This window comes from Cedecea sp., from assembly GCF_036500665.1.
Lineage (GTDB): Bacteria > Pseudomonadota > Gammaproteobacteria > Enterobacterales > Enterobacteriaceae > Cedecea.
Genome location: NZ_DASYBS010000151.1, coordinates 23,145 through 49,260, shown reverse-complemented (window position 1 = coordinate 49,260; position 26,116 = coordinate 23,145). Strand labels below are relative to the sequence as shown.

The 26,116-nt window shown below is 51.2% G+C and carries 25 protein-coding genes and 1 tRNA gene; 11 read left to right on the top strand and 15 right to left on the bottom strand.

Going from position 1 to position 26,116, the window contains the following annotated elements:
* The 3 genes from VGM55_RS24235 to VGM55_RS24225 form a co-directional block, all read left to right on the top strand.
* A partial coding sequence (locus VGM55_RS24235) for a CS1-pili formation C-terminal domain-containing protein (protein ID WP_331636999.1) occupies positions 1 to 1,098 on the top strand: 1,098 nt, incomplete at its 5' end.
* A complete protein-coding gene (locus tag VGM55_RS24230; protein ID WP_331636998.1) occupies positions 1,091 to 2,725 on the top strand; it encodes a fimbrial protein in 1,635 nt (544 codons plus the stop codon). The genes VGM55_RS24235 and VGM55_RS24230, both read left to right, overlap by 8 nt.
* Positions 2,722 to 3,435 carry a molecular chaperone gene (locus VGM55_RS24225; protein ID WP_154189180.1) on the top strand — a complete coding sequence of 238 codons (714 nt, stop codon included), beginning with the start codon at positions 2,722 to 2,724 and terminating at the stop codon, positions 3,433 to 3,435. Before VGM55_RS24230 ends, VGM55_RS24225 begins: the two co-directional genes overlap by 4 nt.
* 94 nt (positions 3,436 to 3,529) lie before the next feature.
* On the opposite strand, the gene VGM55_RS24220 is transcribed toward VGM55_RS24225, so the two are convergent.
* The 3 genes from VGM55_RS24220 to VGM55_RS24210 all read right to left on the bottom strand — a co-directional run bounded on the left by VGM55_RS24220 (position 3,530) and on the right by VGM55_RS24210 (position 6,228).
* Positions 3,530 to 3,931: an H-NS family nucleoid-associated regulatory protein gene (locus tag VGM55_RS24220; protein WP_331636997.1), complete on the bottom strand. Its 402-nt coding sequence runs from the start codon at positions 3,929 to 3,931 to the stop codon at positions 3,530 to 3,532.
* Between the two features lie 542 nt (positions 3,932 to 4,473).
* Entirely contained in the window at positions 4,474 to 4,848 is a 375-nt protein-coding gene (locus VGM55_RS24215) for a DUF4440 domain-containing protein (protein WP_331636996.1), read from the bottom strand.
* A gap of 3 nt (positions 4,849 to 4,851) precedes the next feature.
* Positions 4,852 to 6,228, bottom strand: coding sequence for an MFS transporter (locus tag VGM55_RS24210; protein WP_331636995.1), 1,377 nt, complete (start codon positions 6,226 to 6,228; stop codon positions 4,852 to 4,854).
* A 110-nt stretch (positions 6,229 to 6,338) separates the two neighbouring features.
* Here VGM55_RS24210 and VGM55_RS24205 point away from each other — a divergent pair, with 110 nt between their 5' ends.
* A complete protein-coding gene (locus tag VGM55_RS24205) occupies positions 6,339 to 7,238 on the top strand; it encodes a LysR family transcriptional regulator (RefSeq protein WP_331636994.1) in 900 nt (299 codons plus the stop codon).
* Positions 7,239 to 7,255: 17 nt separating this feature from the next.
* Here VGM55_RS24205 and VGM55_RS24200 read toward each other — a convergent pair whose 3' ends face one another.
* Positions 7,256 to 8,782 (bottom strand): purine-cytosine permease family protein, encoded by a 1,527-nt coding sequence (locus tag VGM55_RS24200; protein WP_331636993.1) that lies wholly within the window; start codon positions 8,780 to 8,782, stop codon positions 7,256 to 7,258.
* Between the two features lie 22 nt (positions 8,783 to 8,804).
* Positions 8,805 to 9,518: a purine-nucleoside phosphorylase gene (gene deoD / locus VGM55_RS24195; RefSeq protein ID WP_235212943.1), complete on the bottom strand. Its 714-nt coding sequence runs from the start codon at positions 9,516 to 9,518 to the stop codon at positions 8,805 to 8,807.
* 245 nt (positions 9,519 to 9,763) lie between these two features.
* Between deoD and VGM55_RS24190 the strand changes: the two genes are divergently transcribed.
* Positions 9,764 to 10,480, top strand: coding sequence for a Crp/Fnr family transcriptional regulator (locus tag VGM55_RS24190; protein ID WP_331636992.1), 717 nt, complete (start codon positions 9,764 to 9,766; stop codon positions 10,478 to 10,480).
* Between the two features lie 86 nt (positions 10,481 to 10,566).
* Positions 10,567 to 11,694, top strand: coding sequence for a DNA alkylation repair protein (locus VGM55_RS24185; protein WP_331636991.1), 1,128 nt, complete (start codon positions 10,567 to 10,569; stop codon positions 11,692 to 11,694).
* 39 nt (positions 11,695 to 11,733) lie between these two features.
* Here the strand turns inward: VGM55_RS24185 and VGM55_RS24180 are convergent, their stop codons facing one another.
* A complete protein-coding gene (locus VGM55_RS24180; protein WP_331636990.1) occupies positions 11,734 to 11,967 on the bottom strand; it encodes a helix-turn-helix transcriptional regulator in 234 nt (77 codons plus the stop codon).
* Positions 11,968 to 12,388: 421 nt separating this feature from the next.
* Here VGM55_RS24180 and VGM55_RS24175 point away from each other — a divergent pair, with 421 nt between their 5' ends.
* Entirely contained in the window at positions 12,389 to 14,542 is a 2,154-nt protein-coding gene (locus VGM55_RS24175; protein WP_331636989.1) for an AAA family ATPase, read from the top strand.
* 500 nt (positions 14,543 to 15,042) lie between these two features.
* Here the strand turns inward: VGM55_RS24175 and VGM55_RS24170 are convergent, their stop codons facing one another.
* The gene (locus VGM55_RS24170) at positions 15,043 to 15,705 is read right to left on the bottom strand and encodes a DUF5710 domain-containing protein (protein WP_331636988.1); all 663 of its coding nucleotides are present in this window, start codon (positions 15,703 to 15,705) and stop codon (positions 15,043 to 15,045) included.
* 239 nt (positions 15,706 to 15,944) lie between these two features.
* Here VGM55_RS24170 and VGM55_RS24165 point away from each other — a divergent pair, with 239 nt between their 5' ends.
* Positions 15,945 to 16,085, top strand: a complete 141-nt coding sequence (locus VGM55_RS24165) for a hypothetical protein (protein ID WP_331636987.1) — start codon at positions 15,945 to 15,947, stop codon at positions 16,083 to 16,085.
* Positions 16,086 to 16,146: 61 nt separating this feature from the next.
* On the opposite strand, the gene VGM55_RS24160 is transcribed toward VGM55_RS24165, so the two are convergent.
* Positions 16,147 to 16,392, bottom strand: coding sequence for a helix-turn-helix transcriptional regulator (locus VGM55_RS24160; protein WP_331636986.1), 246 nt, complete (start codon positions 16,390 to 16,392; stop codon positions 16,147 to 16,149).
* A 102-nt stretch (positions 16,393 to 16,494) separates the two neighbouring features.
* On the opposite strand from VGM55_RS24160, the gene VGM55_RS24155 reads away from it, so the two are divergent.
* Positions 16,495 to 16,743, top strand: a complete 249-nt coding sequence (locus VGM55_RS24155; protein ID WP_331636985.1) for a helix-turn-helix transcriptional regulator — start codon at positions 16,495 to 16,497, stop codon at positions 16,741 to 16,743.
* Positions 16,744 to 16,806: 63 nt separating this feature from the next.
* Here the strand turns inward: VGM55_RS24155 and VGM55_RS24150 are convergent.
* Positions 16,807 to 16,882 (bottom strand) — tRNA-Asn (locus VGM55_RS24150).
* Positions 16,883 to 17,079: 197 nt separating this feature from the next.
* On the opposite strand from VGM55_RS24150, the gene VGM55_RS24145 reads away from it, so the two are divergent.
* A complete protein-coding gene (locus VGM55_RS24145; protein WP_331636984.1) occupies positions 17,080 to 18,534 on the top strand; it encodes an EmmdR/YeeO family multidrug/toxin efflux MATE transporter in 1,455 nt (484 codons plus the stop codon).
* Here the strand turns inward: VGM55_RS24145 and VGM55_RS24140 are convergent.
* Positions 18,531 to 19,772 carry a mechanosensitive ion channel family protein gene (locus tag VGM55_RS24140; protein WP_331636983.1) on the bottom strand — a complete coding sequence of 414 codons (1,242 nt, stop codon included), beginning with the start codon at positions 19,770 to 19,772 and terminating at the stop codon, positions 18,531 to 18,533. The two genes, VGM55_RS24145 and VGM55_RS24140, sit on opposite strands and share 4 nt — an antisense overlap.
* A 159-nt stretch (positions 19,773 to 19,931) precedes the next feature.
* Here VGM55_RS24140 and ldtA point away from each other — a divergent pair, with 159 nt between their 5' ends.
* A complete protein-coding gene (gene ldtA, locus VGM55_RS24135; RefSeq protein ID WP_331636982.1) occupies positions 19,932 to 20,867 on the top strand; it encodes a L,D-transpeptidase in 936 nt (311 codons plus the stop codon).
* Between the two features lie 194 nt (positions 20,868 to 21,061).
* Here the strand turns inward: ldtA and VGM55_RS24130 are convergent, their stop codons facing one another.
* From VGM55_RS24130 to puuD, 5 genes are all read right to left on the bottom strand, one after another.
* Positions 21,062 to 21,322, bottom strand: a complete 261-nt coding sequence (locus tag VGM55_RS24130) for a DUF1471 domain-containing protein (RefSeq protein WP_331636981.1) — start codon at positions 21,320 to 21,322, stop codon at positions 21,062 to 21,064.
* 270 nt (positions 21,323 to 21,592) lie between these two features.
* The gene (locus VGM55_RS24125) at positions 21,593 to 22,873 is read right to left on the bottom strand and encodes an FAD-binding oxidoreductase (RefSeq protein ID WP_331636980.1); all 1,281 of its coding nucleotides are present in this window, start codon (positions 22,871 to 22,873) and stop codon (positions 21,593 to 21,595) included.
* Positions 22,870 to 24,363, bottom strand: coding sequence for an aldehyde dehydrogenase PuuC (gene puuC / locus VGM55_RS24120; protein WP_331636979.1), 1,494 nt, complete (start codon positions 24,361 to 24,363; stop codon positions 22,870 to 22,872). Before puuC ends, VGM55_RS24125 begins: the two co-directional genes overlap by 4 nt.
* A 284-nt stretch (positions 24,364 to 24,647) precedes the next feature.
* Positions 24,648 to 25,205, bottom strand: coding sequence for an HTH-type transcriptional regulator PuuR (gene puuR, locus VGM55_RS24115; RefSeq protein WP_154189164.1), 558 nt, complete (start codon positions 25,203 to 25,205; stop codon positions 24,648 to 24,650).
* Between the two features lie 25 nt (positions 25,206 to 25,230).
* Positions 25,231 to 25,995, bottom strand: coding sequence for a gamma-glutamyl-gamma-aminobutyrate hydrolase (gene puuD, locus VGM55_RS24110; RefSeq protein WP_331636978.1), 765 nt, complete (start codon positions 25,993 to 25,995; stop codon positions 25,231 to 25,233).
* Positions 25,996 to 26,116: the final 121 nt, after the last annotated feature.

The window sequence follows — 26,116 nt, the reverse complement described above, 5'->3', positions numbered from 1 at the left end:
AATGATAACTATTTTTCCGTGGGATTCAGCATAAATTTGCACAAGTTTTCCCCGTGGTTAGGTTCGTTTTCAATGAGTAGAAATAGAGATAAGTATAATGCCAGTACCTACACCAATGCCGATTACCATCAGACTTTATTTTCGAATCGCTATGCCACAATATCAATAAATATGGGGCTGCAGCGCTACCATTATCATGAAAGCAACGAGCGGCAAGAAAAATACGTCAATATTAATGCCTCTTTACCGTTGTCCAGTTGGTTAAGCGCCGGCTTCTCCAGCGAGAATGGCAGCACGTTGGCTAATGCTACATTGCAAAAAGGTTTTGATAGCGGCCCCGTGACTTCAGCGGGGGCATCTGTCTCAAAGCGAATAAAAAAAGGTGAAAGCGAAACAGGGAATGGCAACGGCGGTTTTGCAGCTAATGGGTATGCTTCATACGATACAAAATATAACGCCGGCACCCTCTCTGTTTCCCACTCTTCCGATAAAACCACCAGCTATAACTATAGCTCTCAGGGGAGCGTGGCACTGACGCCACAAAGCTTGAATTTTGGTACAGGTTCTGAGCGCTCTGGGGTGGTCATTAACACGCACTTTAGCGAGGTCGGTACGATGCTTGCCCAAATTAATGGTAGCCATTATTCCCTTTCAGGGAAAAGCAACTTTATTAGCCTCCCTCCTTATGCTGAATATAGAATAGAGCTGATGAACGATAAGACATCAATGGATAGCGTGGATATCGTTAATGGTCGCCACTCCAGGGTTGTATTATACCCGGGAAATATTGGCGTTATTAACCCGGAAATAAAACAACTGGTCACGGTATTCGGACGAATACAGAAAGCCGATGGCGGCGCTTTTGCAAATGTGGAGATTCATAACCATATCGGCAAAACGAAAACGGATGCCACGGGCGAATTCGCAATGGATGTGGATAAGCGTTATCCGGTAATTACCCTGGTCGATGAGCGGGGAGGTATCTGTGAGGCTGTGCTGAATTTACGGAACGCCCGTGGGGCAATCTGGATGGGGGATATCCGCTGTGAACCGCAGCAAAAAATGGCGTCGCGACCAGAGGGGAAAAAGCGTGTCTGATGGACTCAAGTACGCATTAAGCCTGGCCGCCGTGGGTTTACTGACGTCATATTTTGCGAACGCGGCGACGGTAAACGGTTCAACAAGAAGTGGCTCAACCAGCTATATGTTCATCGAAAACCTGGTGGACAATGAGCATTTTATTACGCCCACGAGGCTGGATCCGCGCTTTTCAGGCTCCAATGTCTGGATGCGTTATAACTCCAACCAAACAAGTCTGGGCTACATGGGGTATGGCACTACCCGCAGCGATCGCTATGTAGATTTATGGATCGCTCGCTCACCGATAAATACCCCGTTTCGCGGATTACGCTGCATGAATAACGGCAGCACTTGCCCGGCTGATGGCGCTATCTCGGCTGATGCAGTAGATAAAGAGGGCATTTATCATGTGCGCAGCGGCAATTCCATTTATAACGGTAATCAACCTTACGGGCTGTTTTCTTCATCGGCTTATGATTACTTCCGCACTGAGCCCGTTGGCAACGACTCCGTTTTTGAAATTAACTGGTGCGCCTTGCGCTCAAGCTCAGCTGATTATGACTACGGTTCCGGCTTACGCTGTAAGGACCTGGATAATAGCGCGGTGTACTGGGAAACCTATACCCTGACGTCCACCAAAATTAGTCACCTTTCACTGGTTAATACGAATTCTATCTCGGAAATTTGGGTGGCAAGCGATGGCTCTCCGTCGCTCACTAATGATGGTCAATGGTGCAGCACGGCTATCGTCGCCGGCGTTGATGGCATCACCTGTAAAATGGTTGTGTATAATTTGAAGCAGTCTCAGGTGATTAACTCGATAATGGCCACTCTGGTTATCGACACCGCCACACTGGGCTTTACGCCGGCAGCAACGGATGTAAGATTTAGCGGAGATGGCGCCCGCTGGATAAACTATCGTTCCAACTACGCGACCACAACTACCCGCTACTCGGAGATCTTTACGCCCGGCGAGGGGGCGCTCCATGTCTTTTTATCGAAGGCCTTTTTCCAAAAGGTACTGCAGTCCGGTGCTAACCTGACGGGCAAAGATTCTCTGTTCACCTTTTTCTTTCGCAATACCAATACGCCCGAATCCGGCTTTTATCAGTTCAGTACCTCAAACCGCGTCAATATCATCCCTAAAGAGTATGGGATAAGTATTGTCTCATCCGATGGGGAATCGCATCCTCGGCGCTCTGGCAGAATTGGCAAAAGTGAACCAATAGAATTTGAATATACCGTCACGACATCGTCCGTACGCCAGGCGGATACCATTACCGCTCAGGTGCTGGGAGAGGGCGTCAGCGTCGACAGCATCCCATACTGCCTGTTTCGTTCGGCTGATAACGGTTTAGCCGTCCCGATACCGGCTTATCTCTCCTTTACTTCGCAGACAGGAGCGATAGTTCGTCAGCGTAATAGTTGTTCTGGGGAGCTTGTTGAAATTACCGGTGCTAATTGGGTGCAAACTGCCTGGAACGCGCGTGAAGATAGCGGTCATTACTATAAAACGAACATTAAGCTACTTTTCCCGATGGATGATTATAGCTCACAGTTTAGCCTGAGTAATGAAGACTGGCAGGGAACCGTCAGCGCCAGCGGGGAAATCAAAGTGTCCGCGACCTGGCAGGGGGTAAAATGAAGCGAGCTTCGGGATCGCGGGGCGCACCTTTAAACCGTTTACGCTTTCTGATGTTGGGATGTCTTTTTCAGACCGCCCCCGCGGGGGCGGTTTACCTCACTTCGCTGGTCTACGACATCATGCCTGATGAACAATTTACGGCGCGAATTGTGTCGAATGACACCGCGCGGGCAAACCTTTACCGGCTCAAAATTTATAAAATAGATAAGCCCGGAAGAGGTGGCGAGCACGTTCAGTCGAATTTGAATGGCGAAGTATTATTTACGCCACTGAAGTTCTTACTGGAGCGCGGAGAACGGGAATACTTTAAGCTGCACTATCGGGGACCGGAAGATAACACAGAGCGTTATTATCGGGTGGTATTTCGCGAGATCCCAATACGGCTGTACCCTTTGCAGGATACGCAAAAAAACATCAATGCTGTGCCCGTTACCGCCGTAAGTTCAGTGCTCATCGTGCGGCCGAGAAAAATGCACTTTGCCTATTCAGTGGATGAAAATAGCCACCGGGTTAAAAACGAGGGGAATACTTATTTCAGGCTTATCGTACATAACGGGTGCGAAGGTGATGACGAAAGCTCAAGGCAGCTTTATCTTCTCCCCGGTGAGGTTTTCTTTGACCCGATCATTAATGCTAAAAATAAAAAAATTATCGTTGGGCCTGGCGGCTATACCCGGCTTGGCAAAGCGTGCTTCGATACTGAATTGTGATAGCGATGGTTCTGCCGATAACGCCTGCTGTTTTATCTCAAGACAGGCAATAAAAATGAGAGGCGCCGCCAGCAGAGTACCGGCGGCTAAAGCATCAGATTTCGAAGTCTTCTAATTTTTTCCCTTTTTCGAGGGCCTGGGCGATCGCTTTTGGCGTACGGCCCTGACCCGTCCAGGTCTGCTGCTGGCCTTTATCATCCGTATATTTATAGCGGGCGGCGCGCGGCGCTCGCTTAGACTTAGCGGCACCTTTTTTCGTGCTTAATGGGCTAAGAAGTTCAGCCGGATCGATACCTTCTTCCTGCAGCTGTGCTCTAATGGCTTCAAGCTTAGCCAGCTTATCGGCCTGCGCTGCACGTCGCTGATGTTCTTCTTCCCGCCTGTCGGAAACGATGGAGGTTAATTTTCCCAGCAATTCTTCCAGCACGGAAAGTTCGAGACCACGAGCCTGGGCACGAAGCGAGCGTAGATTATTCAGAAGTGTTAAGTCGGACATATTATCCTCACGGTTAGAGACAACAACTATAATATAGGCGCGTATTTGTAATGTTCAACCGATATCCCCTGAATTGTTCACTAATTATTTTCTGATGTAAATAACGGGGGAGGATTATGCTGATCCAGCAGTACGTTTTTTTACAATAGTAAGAACATTCCCGGTTGCACTCTTCTCCTTTTTATTTCGACTGGGATTTTTCAACGTTATATATTTTGAAAAATATGTCGATATGAGACGGACATGATATCTCATTCATGTTGCTCCCCCCTTGCCTGCAGCAGGATAGGGGGATCTCTGGATGTCTAAACTGACGGCATCGCACGGCAGAATATGAGGCTATTCTCAGTTAAAAGTCATCATGCAACCCGGCAAGCTAATCCCGACGGCCCGGCGTAAAGAGTAAAAAGCCCGCTTGAGTGTCTTTAAGCGAGCTTCTCAAATATGGCTCCTCTGACCGGGACCACCTTTGCCACTGACGGCGAATAAATGGGGCGCGAGTCAGTGCTGATACCGCAGGGGGCTGTCACGGCCGATCCCTCTTACGCCTGCCCGGTTTCCTGCAAATGGCGCCATAACACGTTGTCACCTTTCTGACGGAAAATCACCGTAGACCAGCGCACGGTAGTTGAGCCGTTAAGGGTCTGCGTTTCGCGGTAAAGCACGGCGGCACCGTGCTGCCATTCGTCCAGCAGAGTAAGGCTATCGACTTCAATTGCCAGCCCTTCACGGCTGCCGCCGCTGGCGCTGAAAAAGCCGCAAAGCGCCGGGTAATCCAGCTTTGTACCGCTCAACGCGATCATCGAATAATCGTCAGAAAAGCGTGCCAAAAGCGCCTCCAGCTCGCCCTGGCCCGCGCCAAGCCAATGCTCAATGGCAACGTGGGCGTCGATCACCTCTTTAAACCAGATATTCATCTCTCAGGGCTCCTTTTGGATAAGTTGATTTTTAATCTGCTGATTATTCAGCCGTAGATGATAAGCCAGCGGGGCAAGCGTCCCGGCGGCGGCAAGGCTAAAAGTAACAAGATAAGCACGTGGGGTGGGCATCAGCCCCTGCAGTACGGTCAGCAGCAGGCTCAGCAGCGCCACGCCAAAGCAAAAGCTCAGCTGGCGATTAATGTTCCACAGCGCGCTGGCTTCCGGCATCGCTTCCGAAGGGATAGAGATGAAAGCGGTGCTCTGCGCCGTGCTGCTGGAAAGGCTCCCGCCCAGGCCCATCAGAATATAAGCGCCCACCAGCAACGGAATTTGCTCGCCGGAACTGACCTGCGCCAGCAGCAAAATCCCTGCGGCCTGAAGTATTCCTCCGGCAGTAATCAGCGGGCGCGGGCCGAGGCGGTTAAACATCTTGCCGGTAAATGAAATCGCCACAAAAGAAGCCATCGCCCACGGCAGCATCAACATCCCCGTTTGGGTGGCAGACAGGCCCAGCTGCGTTTGCAGATAGACGATGCTGACCAGACTGGTGCCCATAAAAATGCCCGGAACGCATTGATAAACCAGCATCGCGTAGCGCAGTAGCGGGTCCGCCAGCAGCGGCAGGCTGAACAGCGGATGAGGATGCCTGCCGTTACGACGAACAAATAGCCACAGAATAAACGTCCCGGCGGCCAGCAACAGCAGGGCCGATAAATGTGCCGTCGCATTGCTGGCCTGCGTGACGCCCAGCAAAACAGCGAACAGTCCGGCAGATCCCAGTATCAGCCCTTTGACGTCCAGCGGCCTGCGGGGAGTTTGTTGCCCGGTGGGTTTTAGCCACAGCCCGGCGAGCACTAACGTTAGCAGCGCCAGCGGCAGGCTCGACAAAAATATCCAGCGCCAGCCGAAAGACTCCACCAGCAGGCCGCCCGCCGTTGGCGAAAGCGCCGGAGCCAGCAGCGCCACCAGCATAATGGCTGATGAAAGTCTGGCCCGCTCGTGCACCGCAAAAAGCTGCCAGGTCAGCGCCTGGCCAACGGGGATCAGCAGCCCGCCGCCAACGCCCTGCAGAATACGCGCGGCGACCAGCGCCTCGAGGCCAGACGCGAGGCCGGATGCCAGCGTACCCAGCGTAAATAGCGCAAGTGAAAGCATAAACAGGCGTTTGGCGCCCAGACGCTGCGTCAGCCACGCGCTGCAGGGAATAACCAGCGTCAGGCCGCAAAGATAGCCGTGGCTTATCCACGCCAGTTCGGTGACCGGCGCATTAAGCTCCCTGCCCATTTCAGGCCAGGCGACGTTGGAGATAAACATATTGATCAGGTCGAGAAAAAAGCCGAGCAGATAAACGGCAGCAACCCTGTAGCGGTAAGGCATGACGGTTCTCGTGAAAAAGAAAAGGTGATTTCAGCAGGTTCGGCCGGGCGGATAAATCCTGTTGCGGCTGATACACTGTCAAAAATAATTTGATAATCAGGCGAATTAGCATGCTGAACCTACAGCGAGTGGCGCAGTTTGTGGCCGTGGTGGAGGCCGGGGGCTTTACCGCCGCGGCGCAATCAGCGCAACAAACTAAGGCGGTGATAAGCTTTAACGTTCGCCAGCTTGAGGCGGAGCTTGGCGTTTCGCTTCTCGTGCGCTCCACGCGCCGCGTGGCGTTAACCCAGGCGGGCGAGGTGTTTTACCAGCGTGCTTTACAGCTCTTAAGAGAAAGCGAAGCGCTGGTTGAAGACGTTCAGGGGCACCACGGAGGATTTTCGGGCGAACTGAGTATTTCGACGACGCCGGAATACGGCCAGGCAAAGGTCATTCCCGCCCTGAGCGCCTTCGGCAGGCTGCATCCCGGGCTGACTATCCGGCATGAGTCCTCTTCTGCGCCGGTTAACCTGATTTCCGGGCAGTTTGACGTTGCTATCCGCCTCGGCAAGCTGGTGGATTCCTCTTACCGCGCCGCGCTGATAGAGCGCTTTGAGATTGTGGCAGTTGCCGCCCCGCAGTGGATCGAACGCAACCCGATCGGCAGTCTGGAAGCCCTGGCCGAAGCGGAATGGGTTATTCATCGTCGGCTGCCAACGCCGAGAGAATGGCAGGTTATTGGGCGTGACCAGGAAGCGCGAGATCTGACGATTACCGGACCAGCCCGCTTTATGACCGACACGGCGGCAGCGCTAATGGCCTTTGTGGTGCAGGGCTGCGGCGTGGGTTTACTGCCAGAATGGCTGGTGCGAAACGCGATAGAACGCGGTGAACTTCAGTACGTACTGCCTGAATATCGTTTCCCCTCCCAGGGGATTTATGCGGTTTACCCAAATACCCGGCACGTTCCGGCGAAGGTGCGCGCGCTGATAGATTTTTTACAGGACTGGGAAGGCAACAGACCCGCTTAGCGGGTCCGTTTTTAGGCTTACAAAGCTTTTTGAGCCTTGCCCTGCAAGGTTACAACCGCTGGCGCAGATGAAATCCCCGGCAGCTCAATCTTCAGGCCGAAGGTCAGCAGCGAATACATCACGCCGCCGGTCAGCATCGAGACAATCACGCCGAGGTTCGCCGTGGCAAAGACGCTGTGGCGGGTCTCTTCCGTCAGCAGGAAGCCGACCACATGCGCGATATACGGGTCGCCGGAGGTAATCGTGCCCAGCCCCACAAACGTTGCCACGCCCAGCGAGAGCAGCGCCGTCCAGCGGCCGTCGCGGCCACCGAATCCGGCTTTATTCGCCATTGCCACATCCCAGCCCAGGTGTTTCTGGCGCAGGAAGTCGATCAGCTGAATCGCCCCGGCGGAGCCAATCACCACCGAGATAGAGGCCAGGAATGACTGGAAGGTCGCGAGGAACGAGTCAGAAATAAACATCAGGTAGAACGCGCCGAAGCCTATGATGGCCGCGTTCAGCGTGGTGGTCGTGGCGCGGCTGGCGGGAATGCCCAGCGCCAGTAATGCCAGGCCGGAACTGTACACGCCGGTAATCGCAGCCGCCAGCAGCGAAACGATAATCACGATGGAAAACGGTACGTAGAACCAAAACGGCAGCAGGTTAGTCAGCGAGGCGATAGGCGACTGCGCCGCAGCTGCGCCCAGCTCCGGGTTACTGTCGGCCAGGAACGCGCCCAACACCAGCAGAATGCTTACCGGCAGGGAAATCCCCGTTGTCGTCCAAAAAATCACTTTTGAGGCCTGCGTTTTCTTCGGCAGATAGCGCGCAAAGTCGCCGCCGTAGTTCAGGAAGCCCAGGCCCACCATGGTCATCGCCATCACCACGCCGCCGATCCAGGTCAGCAGGTCGCCGTGCGCGGCGCTCTGGCCCAGCTTTTCCCAGTGAATATGCGGCAGCATCAGGAAGATAAAAATGATGCTCATAAACCCGGTCAGCCACGCGATGTATTTCTCGACCTTCATGATCAGCTGGTGGCCATAAATGGCGACCGACATGGTCAGCGCCAGGCTGACGATAAACCAGCCGAGAATACAAACCAGCGTTGGTTTGCCGTCCGCCAGCGCAAACGCCGCGGGCCAGAGTTTGGCAAACAGCGCCGCGCCGGTGGACGAGGCGAGGGTAATAATGGTGATTTTCCAGCCCATGTTGGAGATATAGGCAAACAGCGTCGGGAATTTATTGCCATGATAGCCGAAGCAGAAACGGGTCTGGGTCAGCGTAGGCAGGCCGGTTCTTGGCCCGCCCACCGCCAGCACGCCGACCAGGCAGCAGGAAAGCAGGTAGCCGAGAATCCCGGCGGCGATCGACTGCCAGACGCTCAGGCCCAGCGAGTAAACGTAAATCCCGTAGGTCATCCCCAGAATGGAGACGTTCCAGGAGAACCAAATCGGGAACAGCCCCGAAGGTTTGCCGTAACGTTCAGCTTCGGGCACGGCATTGACGCCGTTTGATTCAACTTTTATGCCGCCAGATGCCGGCTGGTGTGTAGAGTTTGTCATCGGAGAACCCTTATGGGAGAAATCAATCGCAGAGAATTGCGGTTTCTAAAGCGAGCTCAATCATTTTGTCTAACGTGTTTTGGAGTTCTTCTGCCGTCGGCTCTTCCCCCGTAACGCTGCTTACGCAGGCCGTTAGCAGGCTCAGGGCTTTGGCGCGGTACTGCGCGGCGATAGTGAACAGCGCCGAGGTTTCCATTTCCACCGCAAGGATGTTCATCTTTTTGAGGGCAGGGAGCATGCCTTCGGGTTTGTCGTACAGCAGGTCGTTGGTGAAGGTGTTGCCGAACTGGGTCGGAATATTATTTTGCTCAGCCGCCATCCAGCAGCGGCGCAGCAGGTCAAAGTCCGGCACGGCCGCGTAGTCATAACCGCCAAAGCGGTCGCGGTTTACCGAAGAGGAAGTCCCCGCGCCGGTGGCGACAATCACGTGGCGCATATCCACGCTTTCATCCACTGCGCCACAGGTGCCGATGCGAATAAGCTGCTTAACCCCAAACGCGTTGATCAATTCATGGACGTAAATCGAAACGGACGGAATGCCCATCCCGTGCGCCATCACGGAAAGGCGCTTGCCTTTGTAATAGCCGGTAAAGCCGAACATATTGCGGGTATCGCACACGCGCTTTGCATCGGTTAAATACGTCTGCGCGATGTACTGCGCGCGCAGCGGGTCGCCGGGCATGATCACGGTTTCGGCAAAGTCGCCTGGGTTGGCGTTAATATGTGGCGTCATCAGACGATCTCCTGGCTGGTTTCATGCCGCTAAGATAGAAACCCCGTGGCTTGCAGAAAAAGGCAAATGTCCGGCCGGGCCGACGGCGATCACAAAATTGATTTTTGCCCTGGTAAGAAAAGAGAAACGCCAGGGCTGGCAAGGGGTGAGCAAAACGAGGAGTATTGACAATACCGAGGGACGATAGTTAATCTCAGCCGCCTTTTTCGCCGCAGAGTCTGGCGAAACAGGCAATACTTGACGAGTTAGTGACCTTATTGAGCTGCGTGGCAGCCCTGCCGGAGAGCGACAACACCATGAATATTATTCAGCAGTTCGCTCAGCGCGGGCACCAGATCCTGCGCGATGCCGTGTACGCCGCGCCGCTCAAAACCAAAGAGATCGGCCCCGACGAATTTATTCTGCGCCAGGGCGAAGAGATCAAAGCGCTCTACTGGATAACGCTCGGCGAGTACACCATGCACTACAACGCCGAAAACGGGAAAGCGTTCAGCCTGGGGCAGCGTTTCGTAAGCGATACCATCATCGGCGAAATTGAATATCTGACCCACACGCCGAGCCAGTTCTCGGTCGTGGCCCACGACACCATGACGGTAAAAGTCATCCCGCTGGCGATGATGGACACCATCCTGACCAGCCACGCGGAAGTTGGCGTCTGGCTTAGCCAGCTGCTTTCCACCAGCTACCAGCGCGGAATGGCGAGAACCATGGAACGTTTCCTGCAGCCGCTGGTGTTTAACATCGTGGCCGATCTGTATGAACGCCATCAGCAGAGCAAGCCGCTGGTGGACTTCTCGCAGGTGTCCCGCGAGGCCGAGCGATTTGGCTGCTCCGAAAGAACCTATCGCCGGGTGATAAACCAGCTGATAGAAGAGCACTACATTCAGAAAGTGGCGCATGAGTACGTGATTTGCGACATAGAGAAATTCCGTCAGGTGCTGACCCATCCAGGGCGCATTGCATAGCAAAATTTATGTAGCAAACGGCTAAAAAAGAAAAGAAAAAACAGTGATAGACTCCGGCAATACATCATCCGCAAGGGAGTAGGGCTGTGAGTGAGTCCGTCGAAAATCAGAACGCGTTTAAGCATGCTTTTAATCATGCGCTTTTGCAGGACATTGCGAACTTAATCGCGCAGCACTATCCCGCCTTTAACGTCGATGCCTTTCTAAAAAAAGCAGAGAAGCTGGATAAGCTGGAGATGAAGGCCAGGGTCCAGACCATCCGCGACGCGCTGGCGGCTGAGCTGCCGCAGGACTACCCGGCGGCACTGGGCGTGGTGGTTTCGGTGTTAAAAGAGAACACGCTGCGCGGTTTTGCCGTCTGGCCCTTCGCAGAGTTTATTCAGGTCTATGGCCTGAACTATCCTGAGCTTTCCCTTGAGGCCCTGAAAGTGGTCACCGTTTGTTTTACCGCCGAATGGGCGGTGAGGCCTTTTATCAAGCATGATCCTGACGCAACCATGCGCTTTCTGCTCAAATGTGCGCAGGACGAAAGCGTGGATATTCGCCGCTGGGCTTCGGAAGGCACACGCCCCCGCGTGCCGTGGGGCGAAAAGCTGCATCTGTTTATCAAAGATCCGTCTGGAACAAGAGCGATTCTGGACGCCCTGAAGTTCGACCCTGAGCTGTATGTCCGAAAAAGCGTCGCCAACCACCTGAACGACATCACCAAAGACCACCCGGACTATGTGATTCAGCTCCTGCAGAGCTGGCAGCAGCAGGCTAAACAGTCCGGCAGTGAAGACGTAAAAAAAGTGACCTGGATAACCCGCCACTCACTTCGCACCTTAATCAAGAATGGCCACCCGGATGCGCTGGCGCTTATCGGCGTGCAGCACGGCGCGGACGTCGCGCTGGATGCCTTCTCCATCAAACAAAAAGCCATTGTCCTGGGCGAAAACCTGGAGTTTAAGGTCAGCCTGCGTTCAACCAGCGACGCCCCGCAAAGCATTGTGGTGGATTACGTTCTCCACTTTATGAAGGCCAACGGCAGCACCGCCCCGAAGGTTTTCAAGCTCCGCGCGTTTGAACTCCCGGCCAACGGCTCGGTAACGATAGAGAAAAAGCACGCGGTAAAGAAAATCACCACCCGCCAGTATTATCCCGGCGTGCAGCGGATCGAGATCCAGGTCAACGGCAAGGTGCTGGGGGGAGGTGAGTGGGAGTTGGAGGTATAGCAAGTATTCGCCACCGGCGGTTCGCGGGTGGCGATAGTTTTACTGCTCTTTAACCTTACGTTGGCGTGATGGCCAGATTTGCTCAGGTGAAACGCCTAACTCCTCGGCAATAAGCCTTTCTCCTTTAGGCCAGTGCCGTGTTAACACATTTGCCAGCGTAGAAGACGCCAGCCCCGCTTTACGAGAGACCGCCGCCAAAGACGTGCCTTTCTTCCGCAAAGCCGCAATGATATCCGCCGGATGCCAGTCATTGTTCTCTGTCGATTTATCCATTTTTAATTAGCCTGATACTCAAGTGAGGTAATGAAAGCCGTTACCTGCTTTCTCCAGACTCGACTATCATCTGTTCTTGAAATTATCTCAAAACGAGATGATCAGTGAAAAGGGCTTAAACGAATTAATAATAAGAAATTAAACCCACTACCTATTTTAGTAGTTGCAGTAATTGCTATAATGTAATTTATTACTTTTTGGATCTTTATGACATTTTTTCTATATGTCACCAGCATAGAAATAAATTTGGTTTTTTAATGGATTTAAGATAAGGGAATTACTTGGTTTTTAAATATGATAGATCTTCATGGTTTTATTAATCCCCTCCTTTTTCCATATTTTGTCAGTAATTATGAGCCCGTGGACCAACCTGATTTCAGGTTATTAACCATTTTGAAATCACACCTAAATAGGAGCTGTTATGAAAGTGAAAATTTTAAAACTAAAGAAAGGCAATATTTTTACCAGTGAATATTCAAATCTTATACAGAACAATGAACTGTGTTTTGACCGCAATAAGGTCTGTGTGCTGTATGGGCCAAATGGTACTGGGAAAACAAGTTTATCAAAAGTATTAGGCCAGGAGTCAGGTGCAGAGTATTTTATTAATATAGATGGCAAGGAATATTCTGAGGTCGGTGAACCAATTGTTCATGTTATATCAGACCAAAATGATCGGAATATAATTCAAGGTGAGACACAAGATTTTATTCTTGGTGAAAATATAAAGAGAGAATATGAAGTAAAAGAAAAAATAAACTCTGGTTTTTCTTCTTTATTTAAGGTTGAACTTGTTGATCTTCTTAAAAAAAACTATAAAATCACTAAAACCAAGACGAAATTTGATGATGTTATTTTAGATAAAAAAATCCTGAGCTATATTTCAGATATAGCAAATAGCCAGTCGAGAGGGAGTAAAATAGTACGGGATGATTTCATTAATACAATTTATAATATTGACATAACAGATAGCCCGGAATATGAGCAAGATAAGTTAAGGTTTTTTATTGAAGATTATGCTGAAAATGATTCTATTATTCGAACATTATCTAATTATAGTTTTAAGCTAGACGGAAAAGAAAACAATATAGTGAAGTTAGAAGAACAGAATGAGGCGGTAGTTTTATTAAATAAATTTAATTATATGGTTGAGTGCTTAGTATGTGATCATGAGATTGATGTAGCATCTAAACTATTACAAAAACAAAATCAATACCAAAATACTTCAAATCAAATGGATGATGATGAGAAGGAAATGGCTGAGAAGATCGTAAAGAAGCTATCTCAATCTGATCCGTTTAACATAAAAAATAGAATTAGGACGGCAATAAAAAAATCTGATAAATCCATTGTAAGTGAGTTGGTTTCCGATATTAATAGCTATAAGTTAATATACTGGAAGCTCCTCAAAAATGATTTTATAAGAGTTTCAATCAACCAGAACCTGAAAGAGATTAATGAAGAGTATCAAAAATTACTGAGTAACAAACCGACTTTTGAAACGGAAGATGTGCTTTTTATTGAACAATTTTTAAATGAATCTTTAGAACGAGAAATTTCATTAAAGCGTGATGATGATAAAAATATCAGGCTGATGCTTGGTGATGTTAATTTCCTTAATAAAAACAGGAAAGATCTTGAACTGAGTAATGGTGAACAAAACTTTCTTTCTTTAGCATTTGAACTTCTAAAAGCTAAAAAATCAAAATATGATTTGATAATTCTTGATGATCCCATCTCTAGTTTCGATTCCATTTATAAAAATAAATTGGCATATGCAATATTAAGTTTTTTAAAAGATAAAAAATCAATAATTCTTACACACAACACTGATTTGATTAAGCTTCTGGAACACCAAGCCAAACAATGTTTAAATCTCTACTATTTTAATAATGTAGTAGGTGAAACAAATGGATTTACAGCTATAAATACAAATGAAATGTCAATTCTGTTGTACATTCATGAGTTTTTAAGTCTGCTAAGAGGTGATATAAAATCAGAGATTGATAATGAAAAACAGTTTTTAATTTCAGTCGTTCCTTTCATGCGTGGACTTTGTCAGATAAACGGATTGGTTGAAGAAAAGAACAACTTAACAAAGTTGATGCATGGGTATTGTGATGAGGAAATTAATGTTTCAGATATTTATAAAAAGATTTTTTCAGATAAAGTACTTTCCTCAGAATACAAAGTTTCCGCTAAGGATATTACCAGTTGGAATTATGAAGAGTTCAATCCTTTAAAACCAAACTCTTATCCTTTGCTATCAAAAACATTAAGACATACACTTACATATTTATATTTGAGACTCAATGTTGAAAAATGCTTAGTGGAAAAATACGAAATTAATACAAATAAATATGATATGCTATCCAGTATTATTCACGAATCTTTTAAAGGAAATGAGCGTGAGAAAATGCAAAATAGAGTGTTTTTTATGTCAAAGAAAACTCTTCTGAATGAGTTCAATCATTTTGAAATGGATATGAATATATTTCAACCAGCGATCGATATCACTGACAAAGCGCTAAATAAAGAGCGAGAGCAAATCCTTAATAGATTGAAAGAATTATAAGCGGATATAAAAAAACTAGAACTATAGTATTCACCATGAAAAATGCCTGCTTAAAAATTAATAAGCGGGCTTTTCAAGATCTGCACGCCTACTTGAGTAGCCATTTTTAATGGTTATTTAATATTTATCACGTCATTGCATAATTTGAATTCATTCATAACATAAATCACTGTATGATTTTAATTCGATGGTAGTATAAGGCCATTCTTAATGGAGGGATATATGTCTAAAGGTATAAAAATGGGGTGACCTGCGGCTGTTGACTCTCGGGAAATTAAGCTCGCAAGTTCGCTCTACGGTAACGATATTGGAAGGGATCAGGGGAGATGAGTGGGAGTTGGGGATGTAGGTTCTTATTGTCCATATTCTGCCTCCGGAAGCTGACAGTGAAATGGCTCAATTAGGAGGCGAGTGTTTCTACAAAGGAGTATCAAACCACACATAGATTGCCTTTTATGTGTGGTTTAATAATTGTCATATAAATGAATATAATTCATGGCCTAATCGACAATTTTCATCCATTCAAGCATTTCCCCTGAGGTTGATACACCAGAGTCGCCAAAATGTATATGAACATGCTGGTGGGATATATCGCCGCAAGCTGCTATGAAGGGGGAGTTTATTGAGTGTAAATTAATATTCTCTGCTCTATGTATTTCCAGCGGGCTGAAATACCCGTTTGGTTCACAATGTAGAGAGAAATCCCCTTGTTTTTGATTGCAATGTTCGCAGTGATTCATCCAGTAGTGACTGTTTGTTGTCTTGCTAAAGTCTCGGGAGAGATAGTGACGGACTTTATTAAAGTTTATCAATATATCTCTTGGTATTTCGTCGATATAGAATATGAAAGCTGGTTTTTCTTGCTTCAACCAGAATGTTGCACCTTCTGTACTTTCATCATCTTTCTCAAGTGTTTCATGTCCCTTCGGCAGCAAGACTGATGTCAGCAGGGTCGATTCTTTGCACTTCCAACAGATGCCTTGAGTTTGAGCAATATACCAAAAAGGTGAGCGAACATTTCTGAATGGTATCCATTTTCTAAATGATTCGACTGAAAGGCCCTCGAGAATATACCAAACCTTATTTGTCGGATCCCATCTACCTCCCAGAGCCTTGACTTGATCTTTTTCTGCGAAAGGAACAGCAAGGTCAATTCTTGCCATATAGCCTCACTATTTTTGGTAGTTGATAAAAATTAAAAAAAAGTGTTTTTTGCGATTTTTATATGATCCTCGTCATGTTTTATGACGATCTATTTATATAGAAAACAATGCCAAATCGCAACTTATAGCGATTGTTCACATATTATAAAATGATTAGCGATCATCGCTTGATGATATTATCTAAATCTTATATATCATTACTGAGGGTTTTCCTCATAAACCTCTGAAGGATAAATATCATGAGTCTTAAACCTGGTCCAAAACCTATTGCTAAATCAACAGGCAAGACAGATCAACGTCGTCGTGATAACAAAGATACTCCAGGAAATAATCCAGATTTAAAACCAAGTAAATCAACAGGTAAATCAAAAGATAAATAAAAACATAGGGTATAGGTAAATCACCTATGCCCTTTTTGATAATTTAGCACCGACATTTGATTCAAAGTTGCTCCAACTTTCCCACAACTCCCTTCAGTAAAGGCGCAGGTTCAACACCCAGCAATTGTGCCACATGAGCAAATTCGATCACATCCAGTCTTCTTTCACCACTTTCTATCTTGGCTATAAATGACTGAGGGCGACCCATCGCCTGAGCCAATTGCTGTTGGGTTATCCCTCTTTTAACTCGCGCATCACGCAGTGATTTGATAACTAATTGATATTCTTCTGAATAAATTGAAGACATAACTAAACTCCGATCAATATCCCAAAATCGAATATCAACCACTTGCCAAATTATCCCAAAACGGGATAATTAATGATGTCAGTTATGCAAAGGAGTAGCAGGATGAATCATGAAGATTGGCACCCAGCAGACATCGTCGCAGGCATGAGGAAAAAGGGAACGTCGTTGGCAGCGCTATCCAGAAAATCCGGGCTGGCATCATCGACTTTGGCAAACGCCCTAAGCAGGCCCTGGCCTAAAGGTGAAAGGTTAATTGCGGAAGAATTGGGTATACCGCCTGAGCAGATTTGGCCTTCACGTTATTCAGCAAATGGATATAAAAGAGTCGAGAGAAACAAGCACAAGGAATAAGTAAGCTCTCACCACCAAAAGCAAAAAGCCCGCTTAAGTTTCCTTAAGCGGGCTTCTCAAATATGGCTCCTCTGACTGGACTCGAACCAGTGACATACGGATTAACAGTCCGCCGTTCTACCGACTGAACTACAGAGGAATCGTGTGAACGGGGCGAATATTAGCGGCGGCTCAGGGGCTTGTCAAAGGCAAAATCTCGCCCTCTGGCGCGTTTGCGGAAACTATCAACATCTTGTTGCCTTTTCAGGCAATCTGAGACAAAAAAATCCTTTGTAGGATAACGATTTGTCGCCCATTATTTGAAATGCCGTTTTATCTTTCCTTGCAGGTCCTCGCTTGAACTTACATGCAGTCCTTCGCCAGACCGTGGCGAAAACGCCGTGGTACGCCAAACGTAAGAGTTATCGGGTGCTGTTCTGGCGTGAGATAACGCCGCTGGCGGTGCCAATCTTCCTCGAAAACACCTGCGTGTTATTGATGGGCGTGCTGAGTACCTTCCTCGTGAGTTGGTTAGGGAAAGAGGCGATGGCGGGCGTAGGGCTCGCCGACAGCTTTAACATGGTTATTATGGCGTTCTTCGCCGCTATCGATCTTGGCACCACGGTAGTGGTGGCATTCAGCTTCGGCAGGCTGGATCCAGAGCGGGCGAGGGCGGCGGCCAGACAGTCGCTTATTCTGATGACCATCGTGTCGTTTGTTATGGCCGCAGGCATTCACCTGGCGGGCACGCACATCATCGATGTTATCGCCGGGAACGCCACGCCGGAGGTAAAACGTCTGGCGCTTTCCTACCTGCAAACTACCGTCTGGAGCTACCCGGCGGCGGCGATTGCGCTTATCGGCAGCGGCGCGCTGCGCGGGGCGGGGAATACCAAAATCCCGCTGCTGATTAACGGCGGCATGAATATCCTCAATATCATCATCAGCAGCATCCTTATCTACGGCATCTTTGGCTGGAGCGGGCTGGGCTTCGTCGGCGCGGGGCTGGGGCTGACCATTTCCCGCTACATCGGTGCGGCGGGCATTATCTTCGTGCTGATGATTGGTTTTAACCCGGCGCTACGCATCTCGCTGAAAAGCTACTTCACGCCGCTCAACTGGGGCATTTTGTGGGAAGTGCTCGGGATTGGCATTCCGGCCAGCGTCGAGTCAGTGCTGTTCAACGGCGGCAAGCTGCTGACGCAGATGTTCGTCGCCGGGATGGGCACCAACGTCATTGCCGGGAACTTTATTGCCTTCTCGGTGGCTTCGCTGATTAACCTGCCGGGCAACGCTCTGGGGTCGGCGTCAACGATCATCGTTGGCAGGCGGCTGGGGAAAGGGCAAATCGGCCAGGCCGAGCGCCAGCTGCGCCACACGTTCTGGCTCGCCACGATTGGGCTGACGATCATTGCCTGGGGAACCGCGCCTTTTGCCGGGCTGTTTGCCTCGTTCTATACCAGCGAAGACGATGTCAAAGAAGTCGTCAAAGTTCTGCTGTGGATGAACGCCGCCTTTATGCCTATCTGGGCCGCGTCCTGGGTGCTGCCGGCCGGGCTGAAGGGCGCGCGCGATGCCCGCTACGCGATGTGGGTGTCGATGGCGGGAATGTGGGGGTGTCGCGTTATCGCCGGTTATACGCTGGGGATTGTGCTCGGGATGGGCGTGGTGGGCGTCTGGCTGGGAATGTTCGGCGACTGGGCCGTACGCGGGGCGTGCTTCTACTGGCGAATGGTCAGCGGCCGCTGGCTGAAAAAATACCCGCGACCGCCGAAAGAACCGCTTACGGTGCCGGAAGAAAGCGCCGTTTAGCGCTCAAAAGCCCCGGCAATGGCACGCATGTCGTTGCCGGTTGGCGTCTGGTGAATACGTAGCCCAAATTCGTCCACCACGGCAAAAATATGGTCGAAGATGTCGGCCTGAATGCTTTCATACTCCGCCCACACTACGGTGTTGGTGAAGGCATAAATCTCCACCGGCAGCCCTTCGCTTTCGGGGGCAAGCTGGCGCACCATCAGCGTCATGTCTTTGCGAATACGCGGGTGGCTACGCAGGTACTCATTCAGATAAGCCCGGAAGGTGCCGACGTTGGTCATTTTGCGCTGGTTCAGCACCGAGTCGTCGGCGTGCTGCTGGTTGTATTCGCTGATCTCTTTCCCGCGCTCCGCCATATACGGCTGCAGCAGCTTCGCCTTAAGTAGCTTCTCTTGCTCGTCCTGCGACAGAAAACGAATGCTGGTGGTGTCGATATTCACGCTGCGCTTAATGCGTCGTCCGCCGGAGGCCGACATCCCGCTCCAGTTTTTAAAGGCGTCAGACACCAGGGCGTAGGTTGGGATGGTGGTAATGGTGTTGTCCCAGTTGCGGACTTTCACCGTTGTCAGGCCGATGTCGATCACCGCGCCATCCGCGCCGTATTTCGGCATTTCCAGCCAGTCGCCCATCTTCAGCATGCTGTTGGCGGAGAGCTGGATCCCGGCAACCAGGCCAAGAATCGGATCTTTAAACACCAACATCAGCACGGCGGCCATCGCGCCGAGGCCGCTTATCAATATTGCCGGGGACTTCCCGATAAGCAGCGACACCATCATGATGCCGACGACAATCGCGGCCAGCAGCTTTACGCCCTGGAAAATGCCTTTCAGCGGCAGCTGGGAGGCGAAAGAGAATTTACCCGACAGGCCGAAAATCACGTCCAGCAGCGAGAAGAAGGACATAAGCGCGTAGAGCATGACCCACAGCTGGGCGCAGGTGGTCAGAATGGTCGCCGCGTCGCTGCCTTTTTGCAGCCATAACACAGCCTGAACGTTAACGATGATGCCCTGCAGTAGAAACGCCAGCCGGTGGAACAGCTTGTTCTGGGTGATTATCTGCAGCGAGAGGCTGGCGCTGGACTGCGCGCGCTTCTCAAAGGCCCGCAGCACGATGCCGTGCAGAATAAAATGCACCACCAGCGCGGTCAGAAAAATGATGCCGAAAATGACGATCAGGGAAGTGGTGTGGTTGGGTTGAATACCATATTGCTCGAGGGCGGATATCAATTCCTGCATAACGTCTCCTTTAAAAACAAGAGGACATCATGCCCTCTGAAGCCAGCGGTCGCAACCCGGCTGTTCAATTAATAAACATATTCACCTGCCGTCCTTACAGAATTTTCCCAGGGCGGTTATGCTTAGCGTATTCACGTCAAGTTCACTAACAGGGAAATTATGATTCGTTTCTCCACGCTGGCTTTTGCGCTGGCGGCGGTCACGCAAAGCGCGCTGGCCGTCACTTATCCTTTGCCGCCGGAAGGCAGTCGCCTGGTTGGCGCGCCGATCGCGGTAACCGTGCCGGCGGGCAACAAGGAGCCGCTGGAACATTTTGCCGCTCAGTACGGGCAGGGCTTCAGCAATATGCTGGAGGCTAATCCGGGCGTCGATCCGTTCCTGCCAAAAGCCGGGACGCAGCTGGTTATTCCGCAGCAGATTATTTTGCCCGACACCGTGCGTGAAGGCATTGTGATGAACGTGGCGGAAATGCGCCTCTACTACTATCCAAAGGACAGCAACACCGTAGAAATTCTGCCGATAGGCATCGGCCAGGCCGGACGTGAAACGCCGCGCAACTGGGTAACCCGCGTGGAGCGCAAGCAGGATGCGCCAGCCTGGACACCGACGCCGAACACCCGCCGCGAGTACGCCAAAGAGGGTAAAACGCTGCCGGCTTTTGTGCCGCCGGGGCCGGACAACCCGATGGGCCTGTACGCCATTTACATCGGTAAGTTGTACGCCATTCACGGCACCAACGCTAACTTTGGTATCGGCCTGCGCGTCAGCCAGGGCTGTATCCGCCTGCGCAACGACGACATTAAATTCCTGTTCGATAACGTGCCGGTCGGGACTCGCGTGCAGCTGATTGACCAGCCGGTGAAGGCCACCACCGAGCCGGACGGCAAACGCTGGTTAGAGGTGCACGAGCCGCTGTCGCGTAATCGCGCGGAGTTTGAGTCCGACAAAAAAGTCCCGCTGCCGATGACCACGATATTGCGCAGCGAAACTCAGGCGTCGGATGTGCATGCTGCCGTTGTCAGCGAGGCGTTGAATCGCCGTTCCGGTATGCCGGTACAAATCAATGCAGCCGCTACGGAGTCCGGGCGGCTGTAATAATCCGTGATAGCAAAACAAGCTCGCCATGCGCGAGCTTGAGACTGCTGACAAAGTTCATTGCTCTAAAAAAGTCTGAACCCAGGTCTAATAAAAACAATGAATAATGTTCTCTGGTTTGCCCCAAACAGTCGAAAACCACGTTTTTCGGCTGTTTGTCATCAATCTGAAGCTCGCCATGCGCGAGCTTTTCTTTATTTGAATAATTCTGCCGTGGCGAAGAGCTTATTTTGCCCGCCTGCGGAGGTCACTTTAAAAGAGGTTGCCCCGGCCTTATCGGCTTTGTCGGAAATCTGATTAATAGCCTGGTCAAGCGTAGTTGCGCCGCTGGTTGAAATGGAGCCTATGCTTTGCCCGGCGCTTGCCTGCTGAACTTCAGTGGCGGCTAAAACCGTGCCGGTCAGGGCGGTAAATACGGTAAGGGCAAGGGCGGAAGTTATCATTTTACGCATCATAATGAGTCTCTCAATGTGGGTAATAAGCGAGTCGTCGGTGAATGCGTTGCATGCTACGTTGCCGCCTGGCTAATGAATAGCAGGGGTTATTGATGAAGACTTTCAAAAATTCTGGCTGGTAATATCTGGGTGTTATTGACTGTAAATTAGCTTAAGCCGCCTTATATTTTCCTTAATTAATCTGCCGCAACGTGAAGTTTTGGTGGTCATAAAGCTTTGGGCCGTTAATAAAAAAACGCACGGAGGGATCGCTCCGTGCGTCGGGTTTATTTAAACCCCAAGGCGATCGCGAAGACTGTAGTAAGCCGCGCCCATCGCGGTAAACGGAATACGGAACGTGCGGCCACCGGGGAACGGGTAGTGCGGCAGGTTGGCGAAGGCGTTGAAGCGCTCGGCGTCACCGCGCAGCAGCTCTGCAATCAGGCGGCCAGCCAGATGGGTATAAGTGACGCCGTGCCCGCTGCAGCCCTGGCTGTAGTAAATATTGTTATCCAGACGGCCCACCTGCGGCATACGGGACAGCGTCAGCAGGAAGTTCCCGGTCCAGCTGTAGTCAATCTTCACGCCTTTCAGCTGCGGGAAGGTTTTCAGCAGGTTGGGCATCACCAGGCGCTCAATATCCGCCGGGTCGCGTGCGCCGTAGACCACGCCGCCGCCGTACAGCAGGCGGTTGTCGGCCGTCAGGCGGTAGTAATCCAGCAGGTAGTTACAGTCTTCCACACAGTAATTTTTCGGGATCAGCGAGCGGGCAAGATCTTCACCCAGCGGCTCGGTGGTCAGCACCTGCGTGCCGCATGGCATACTGCTTTTTGCCAGCTCCGGTTCCAGCTTATCGCCGAGATAGGCGTTACCGGCCACGATCACGTACTTCGCCGTGACCTTGCCTTTCGCCGTGCTGACGACGGCCGGGCTGCTGTGCTGAATATAGGTCACCGCAGACTGTTCGAATACGCGGCCCCCGTTAAGGCGAATGGCGTGAGCTTCGCCGATCGCCAGGTTCAGCGGATGAATATGGCCGCCGCTGTGATCGAGCAGGGCGCCCACGTAGCGGTCGCTGTTCACTTCGCGTTTGATTTCGCTGGCATCCAGCAGCGCCAGCTGGGTATTGCCGTAGCGCTCCCAGTTGGCTTTCTGCTCTTCCAGCTTTTCCAGCTGCTTGTGGTTCATGGCAACGAACAGGCCGCCGGGGCGATAATCACAGTCAATCTGATAGCGTTTAATGCGTTCGCGAATAATTTCTCCGCCTTCAAACATCATGCCGCCGAGCATTTTGGCCGCTTCCGGGCCATAGCGGCGCTCAATCACGTCGATGTCGCGGCTGTAGGAGTTAACCAGCTGCCCGCCGTTGCGCCCGCTGGCGCCAAAGCCGATGCGGGCGGACTCCAGTAGCACCACGTCATAGCCCATTTCAGACAGATGCAGCGCGGAAGAAAGGCCGGTATAGCCGCCGCCGACCACGCACACGTCGCAGGTTACGGACTCGGTCAACTGCGGGAAGGGCTCATATTGGTTGGCGCTGGCCGCGTAATAGCTGGTGGTATGTTCAGTCATGATGATGGCTCCAGGGCAATCCAGATGGTTTTTAGTTCGCTAAATTTTTCGAGGGCATGCAGGGACTTATCGCGTCCGTTGCCGCTCTGCTTGTAGCCGCCGAACGGGACGGTCATGTCGCCGTCGTTGTAGTTATTGACGAAAACGGAACCTGCTTTAAGGCTGCGGCTTATGCGGTGGGCGCGGGAAAGATCGCGGGTCCACACGGCGGCACCGAGGCCGTAGTCGCTGTCGTTGGCAAGCGAGAGCGCCTGAGCTTCGGAGGTAAAGCGGGTAACGACGAGTACCGGGCCAAAGATCTCTTCCCGGCCGACTCGTGCATCCGCTGCGGTATCGGTGAAAATCGTTGGGCCGATGGCCGCCGGGTGGCTGCCGTTACGCCCGTCGAGCGCCAGCGTGCCCTGGCTTTCGCCGTCGCGAATAAAGCCGTGGACGTTGTCGGCGTGGGCGCTGTCGATAAGCGTGCCCATCGTGGTTTCAGGGTCCAGCGGGTTGCCTGGCTGCCAGTTTTTGGCCTGTTCTTTCAGCAGGGCGATAAACTCATCGGCGATGCTCTCTTCCAGCAGCAGGCGAGTGCCGGCGATGCAGACCTGGCCCTGGTTATAGAAAATACCGGCGGCGGTGGTGGCGGTGGCCTTTTTCAGATCCGGGCAGTCGGCGAAAACGATATTGGCGCTTTTGCCGCCCGCTTCCAGCCAGACGCGCTTCATGTTGCTGTCGCCCGCATCTTTTAGCAGCTGTTTGCCGGTGCGGGTGGAGCCGGTGAAGGTAATCACGTCCACGTCAGGGTGTTGAGCCAGCGCCTGTCCCGCTTCGTGCCCAAAGCCGGTCACGACGTTAAACACGCCGTCCGGCAGGCCCGCTTCTTTGGCCAGCGCCGCAAGGCGAATGGCCGACAGCGGTGATTTTTCCGAAGGCTTGAGGATGACGCTGTTGCCCGCGGCCAGCGCCGGGCCGAGCTTCCAGCAGGCCAGCAGCAGCGGGAAGTTCCAGGGCACAACGGCGGCAATCACGCCAACTGGTTCGCGCACAATCAGCGCCAATTCGTTAACACCCGTGGTGGCGACTTCACCGTACACTTTGTCGATGGCTTCGGCGTACCAGCGAATGGCGCGGGCGCTGCCCGGAATATCATCACGCAGGCTATGGCGGATAGGTTTGCCGGTGTCGAGCGTCTCCAGCAGCGCCAGTTCCTCGTGATGCTGTTCCATTAAATCTGCCAGCTTGCCGAGCACGGCTTTGCGTTTTGCCGGTGACGCCTGCGCCCAGTCGCCACGCTCAAAAACACTGCGAGCTGCCCGAACGGCAACGTCCACGTCCGCTTTTTTACCCCGGGCGACGTCGGCGAGATTGCGTTGCGCAAAAGGATCGACGGTACTGAATGTTTCGCCGTCTTTGGCAGAGCAATATTCGCCGTTAATAAACAGGCGGGTTTCCGGCGAGGCATTTTTTGCTTTTTCCTGCCAGTAATTAAGATGCTGAAAGTCCATGATGACTCCTTTTATTCAATCGGATAAATGGCCTTACTGGGTTCTTCAGGCAAATTTGGGCTGCAAAAAGCCCCAGGAATTAAGTCCTGTTAAAAATGTTGTTTAAATAAGGCCTGAGTAACTCAGGCCTCTGTCTACAAACAGACCGTAGGTGAGAGAAGAAACACCTGGACTGCTAATTAATGCGCCTGGAAAATCAATTTATTGATTTTCTGCTGTTAGCCACAAAGAGGGAAAAACCACGCTTTTTCCCTCTTTGTTAGCCTTATCAGGCCTGAAAATAATTAGAACGTGGTGGGGGTGTGGGCGCTGATAATGCGGCAAATACCTGCCGAGGTGTTGCTGAAGCTGTGCGGCATGCTGGTGTTAATCGCATAGCTTTGCCCCGCAACAAGGTGCCAGGTCTGCCCGTTAACGGTCAAAACCACTTCACCTTCCAGTATCGTGCCCGTCTCCTCACCCTGGTGTTTGATCCTCTCGCCGGTGGTTGTGCCCGGCTGGTAGGTCTCAATGATCATCGCCAGCGTACGGTTAGGATTCCCATTGTGTATTAATTTCATTGAAACCCCCTGACTGCCTATTTCAATCAGGTCGTCGTAATTAATAACCACCTGCGGCTCATCAGGTTTTTCCGGTTCCGCGAAGAACTCGGAGAGCGACAGCCCGTAGACTTTCAGCAGCTTTTGCAGCGTACTGATGGCAGGACTGACTTTGTCCTGTTCTATGGTGCTGATGGCGCTATGCGTTAATCCAGACAGTTCGGCGGCACGACGTTGAGAAAGACCCAGTTGCTGGCGGATCGCTGACAAACGTTTACCCGGCGCCAGGCCGTCATCGCTCATATTGGCATTTCCTTAACAGTAGTGGTCAGAGCCGCTGTTTTTCAGACAGGTGCTTCTGACAGGCGTTGATAAAACCTTCAAGCAACAAACGCGACAGGGCGTATTCGCTACTGTTCCATTCTGGGTGCCACTGAACGCCGAGGGCAAAAGGATGATCGTGAACGCTTGCCGCTTCCACCAGTCCATCCTGCGACCTTGCCTCTACGCGCAGCAGCGGGCCCACCGTTTTCGCTCCCTGGCCATGTAATGAGTTAACCCAAAACGTGTTGCAACCCGGTATTAAATGCGAAAGCAATCCTCCCTCCTGTACCTGAACTTCATGTGAAGGTGCGTACTGCTGCTCCACGGGAAGCTCGGGATCTTCACGGTGTTCCAGAAGCTGAGGCTGATCGCACAGGCGACGATACAGAGTCCCGCCTGTGGCGACAACCAGTTCCTGTAAACCCCGGCAAATGGCGAAAATGGGAATGCGCCTTTTGAGCCCGGCGGCGATAAGCGCCATGCTCAGTTCATCACGCCCAGGGGCGGCGTCAGGCTCATCGCCATTTTCACCATAGAGGTGCGGCTGCACGTTGCTGGGGCTGCCCGGCAGGAAGATCCCGTCCAGTTTTGGCAGCAGCGCATTCAGCAGTTCTGGCTCTGCCAGCGCGTGGGGAAGGGCAATCGGTAATCCGCCGGCGTTCAACACGGCATTCAGGTATTTTTCTTGCAACGTCTGGGTCTGATGACCCTTAATCCTGTTCCTGCACATCACGACACCAATCACTGGCTTGTCAAATATATCGACCATGATCAACCTCACATTATGGACTAAATTATTGCCAAACGATTCCATGTTGCCCGTATCCGTTCAATATTTTTTCAATCTAGCAGCGGTGTAACGTCCTTGCAAACTTAAATTAACATTTGAC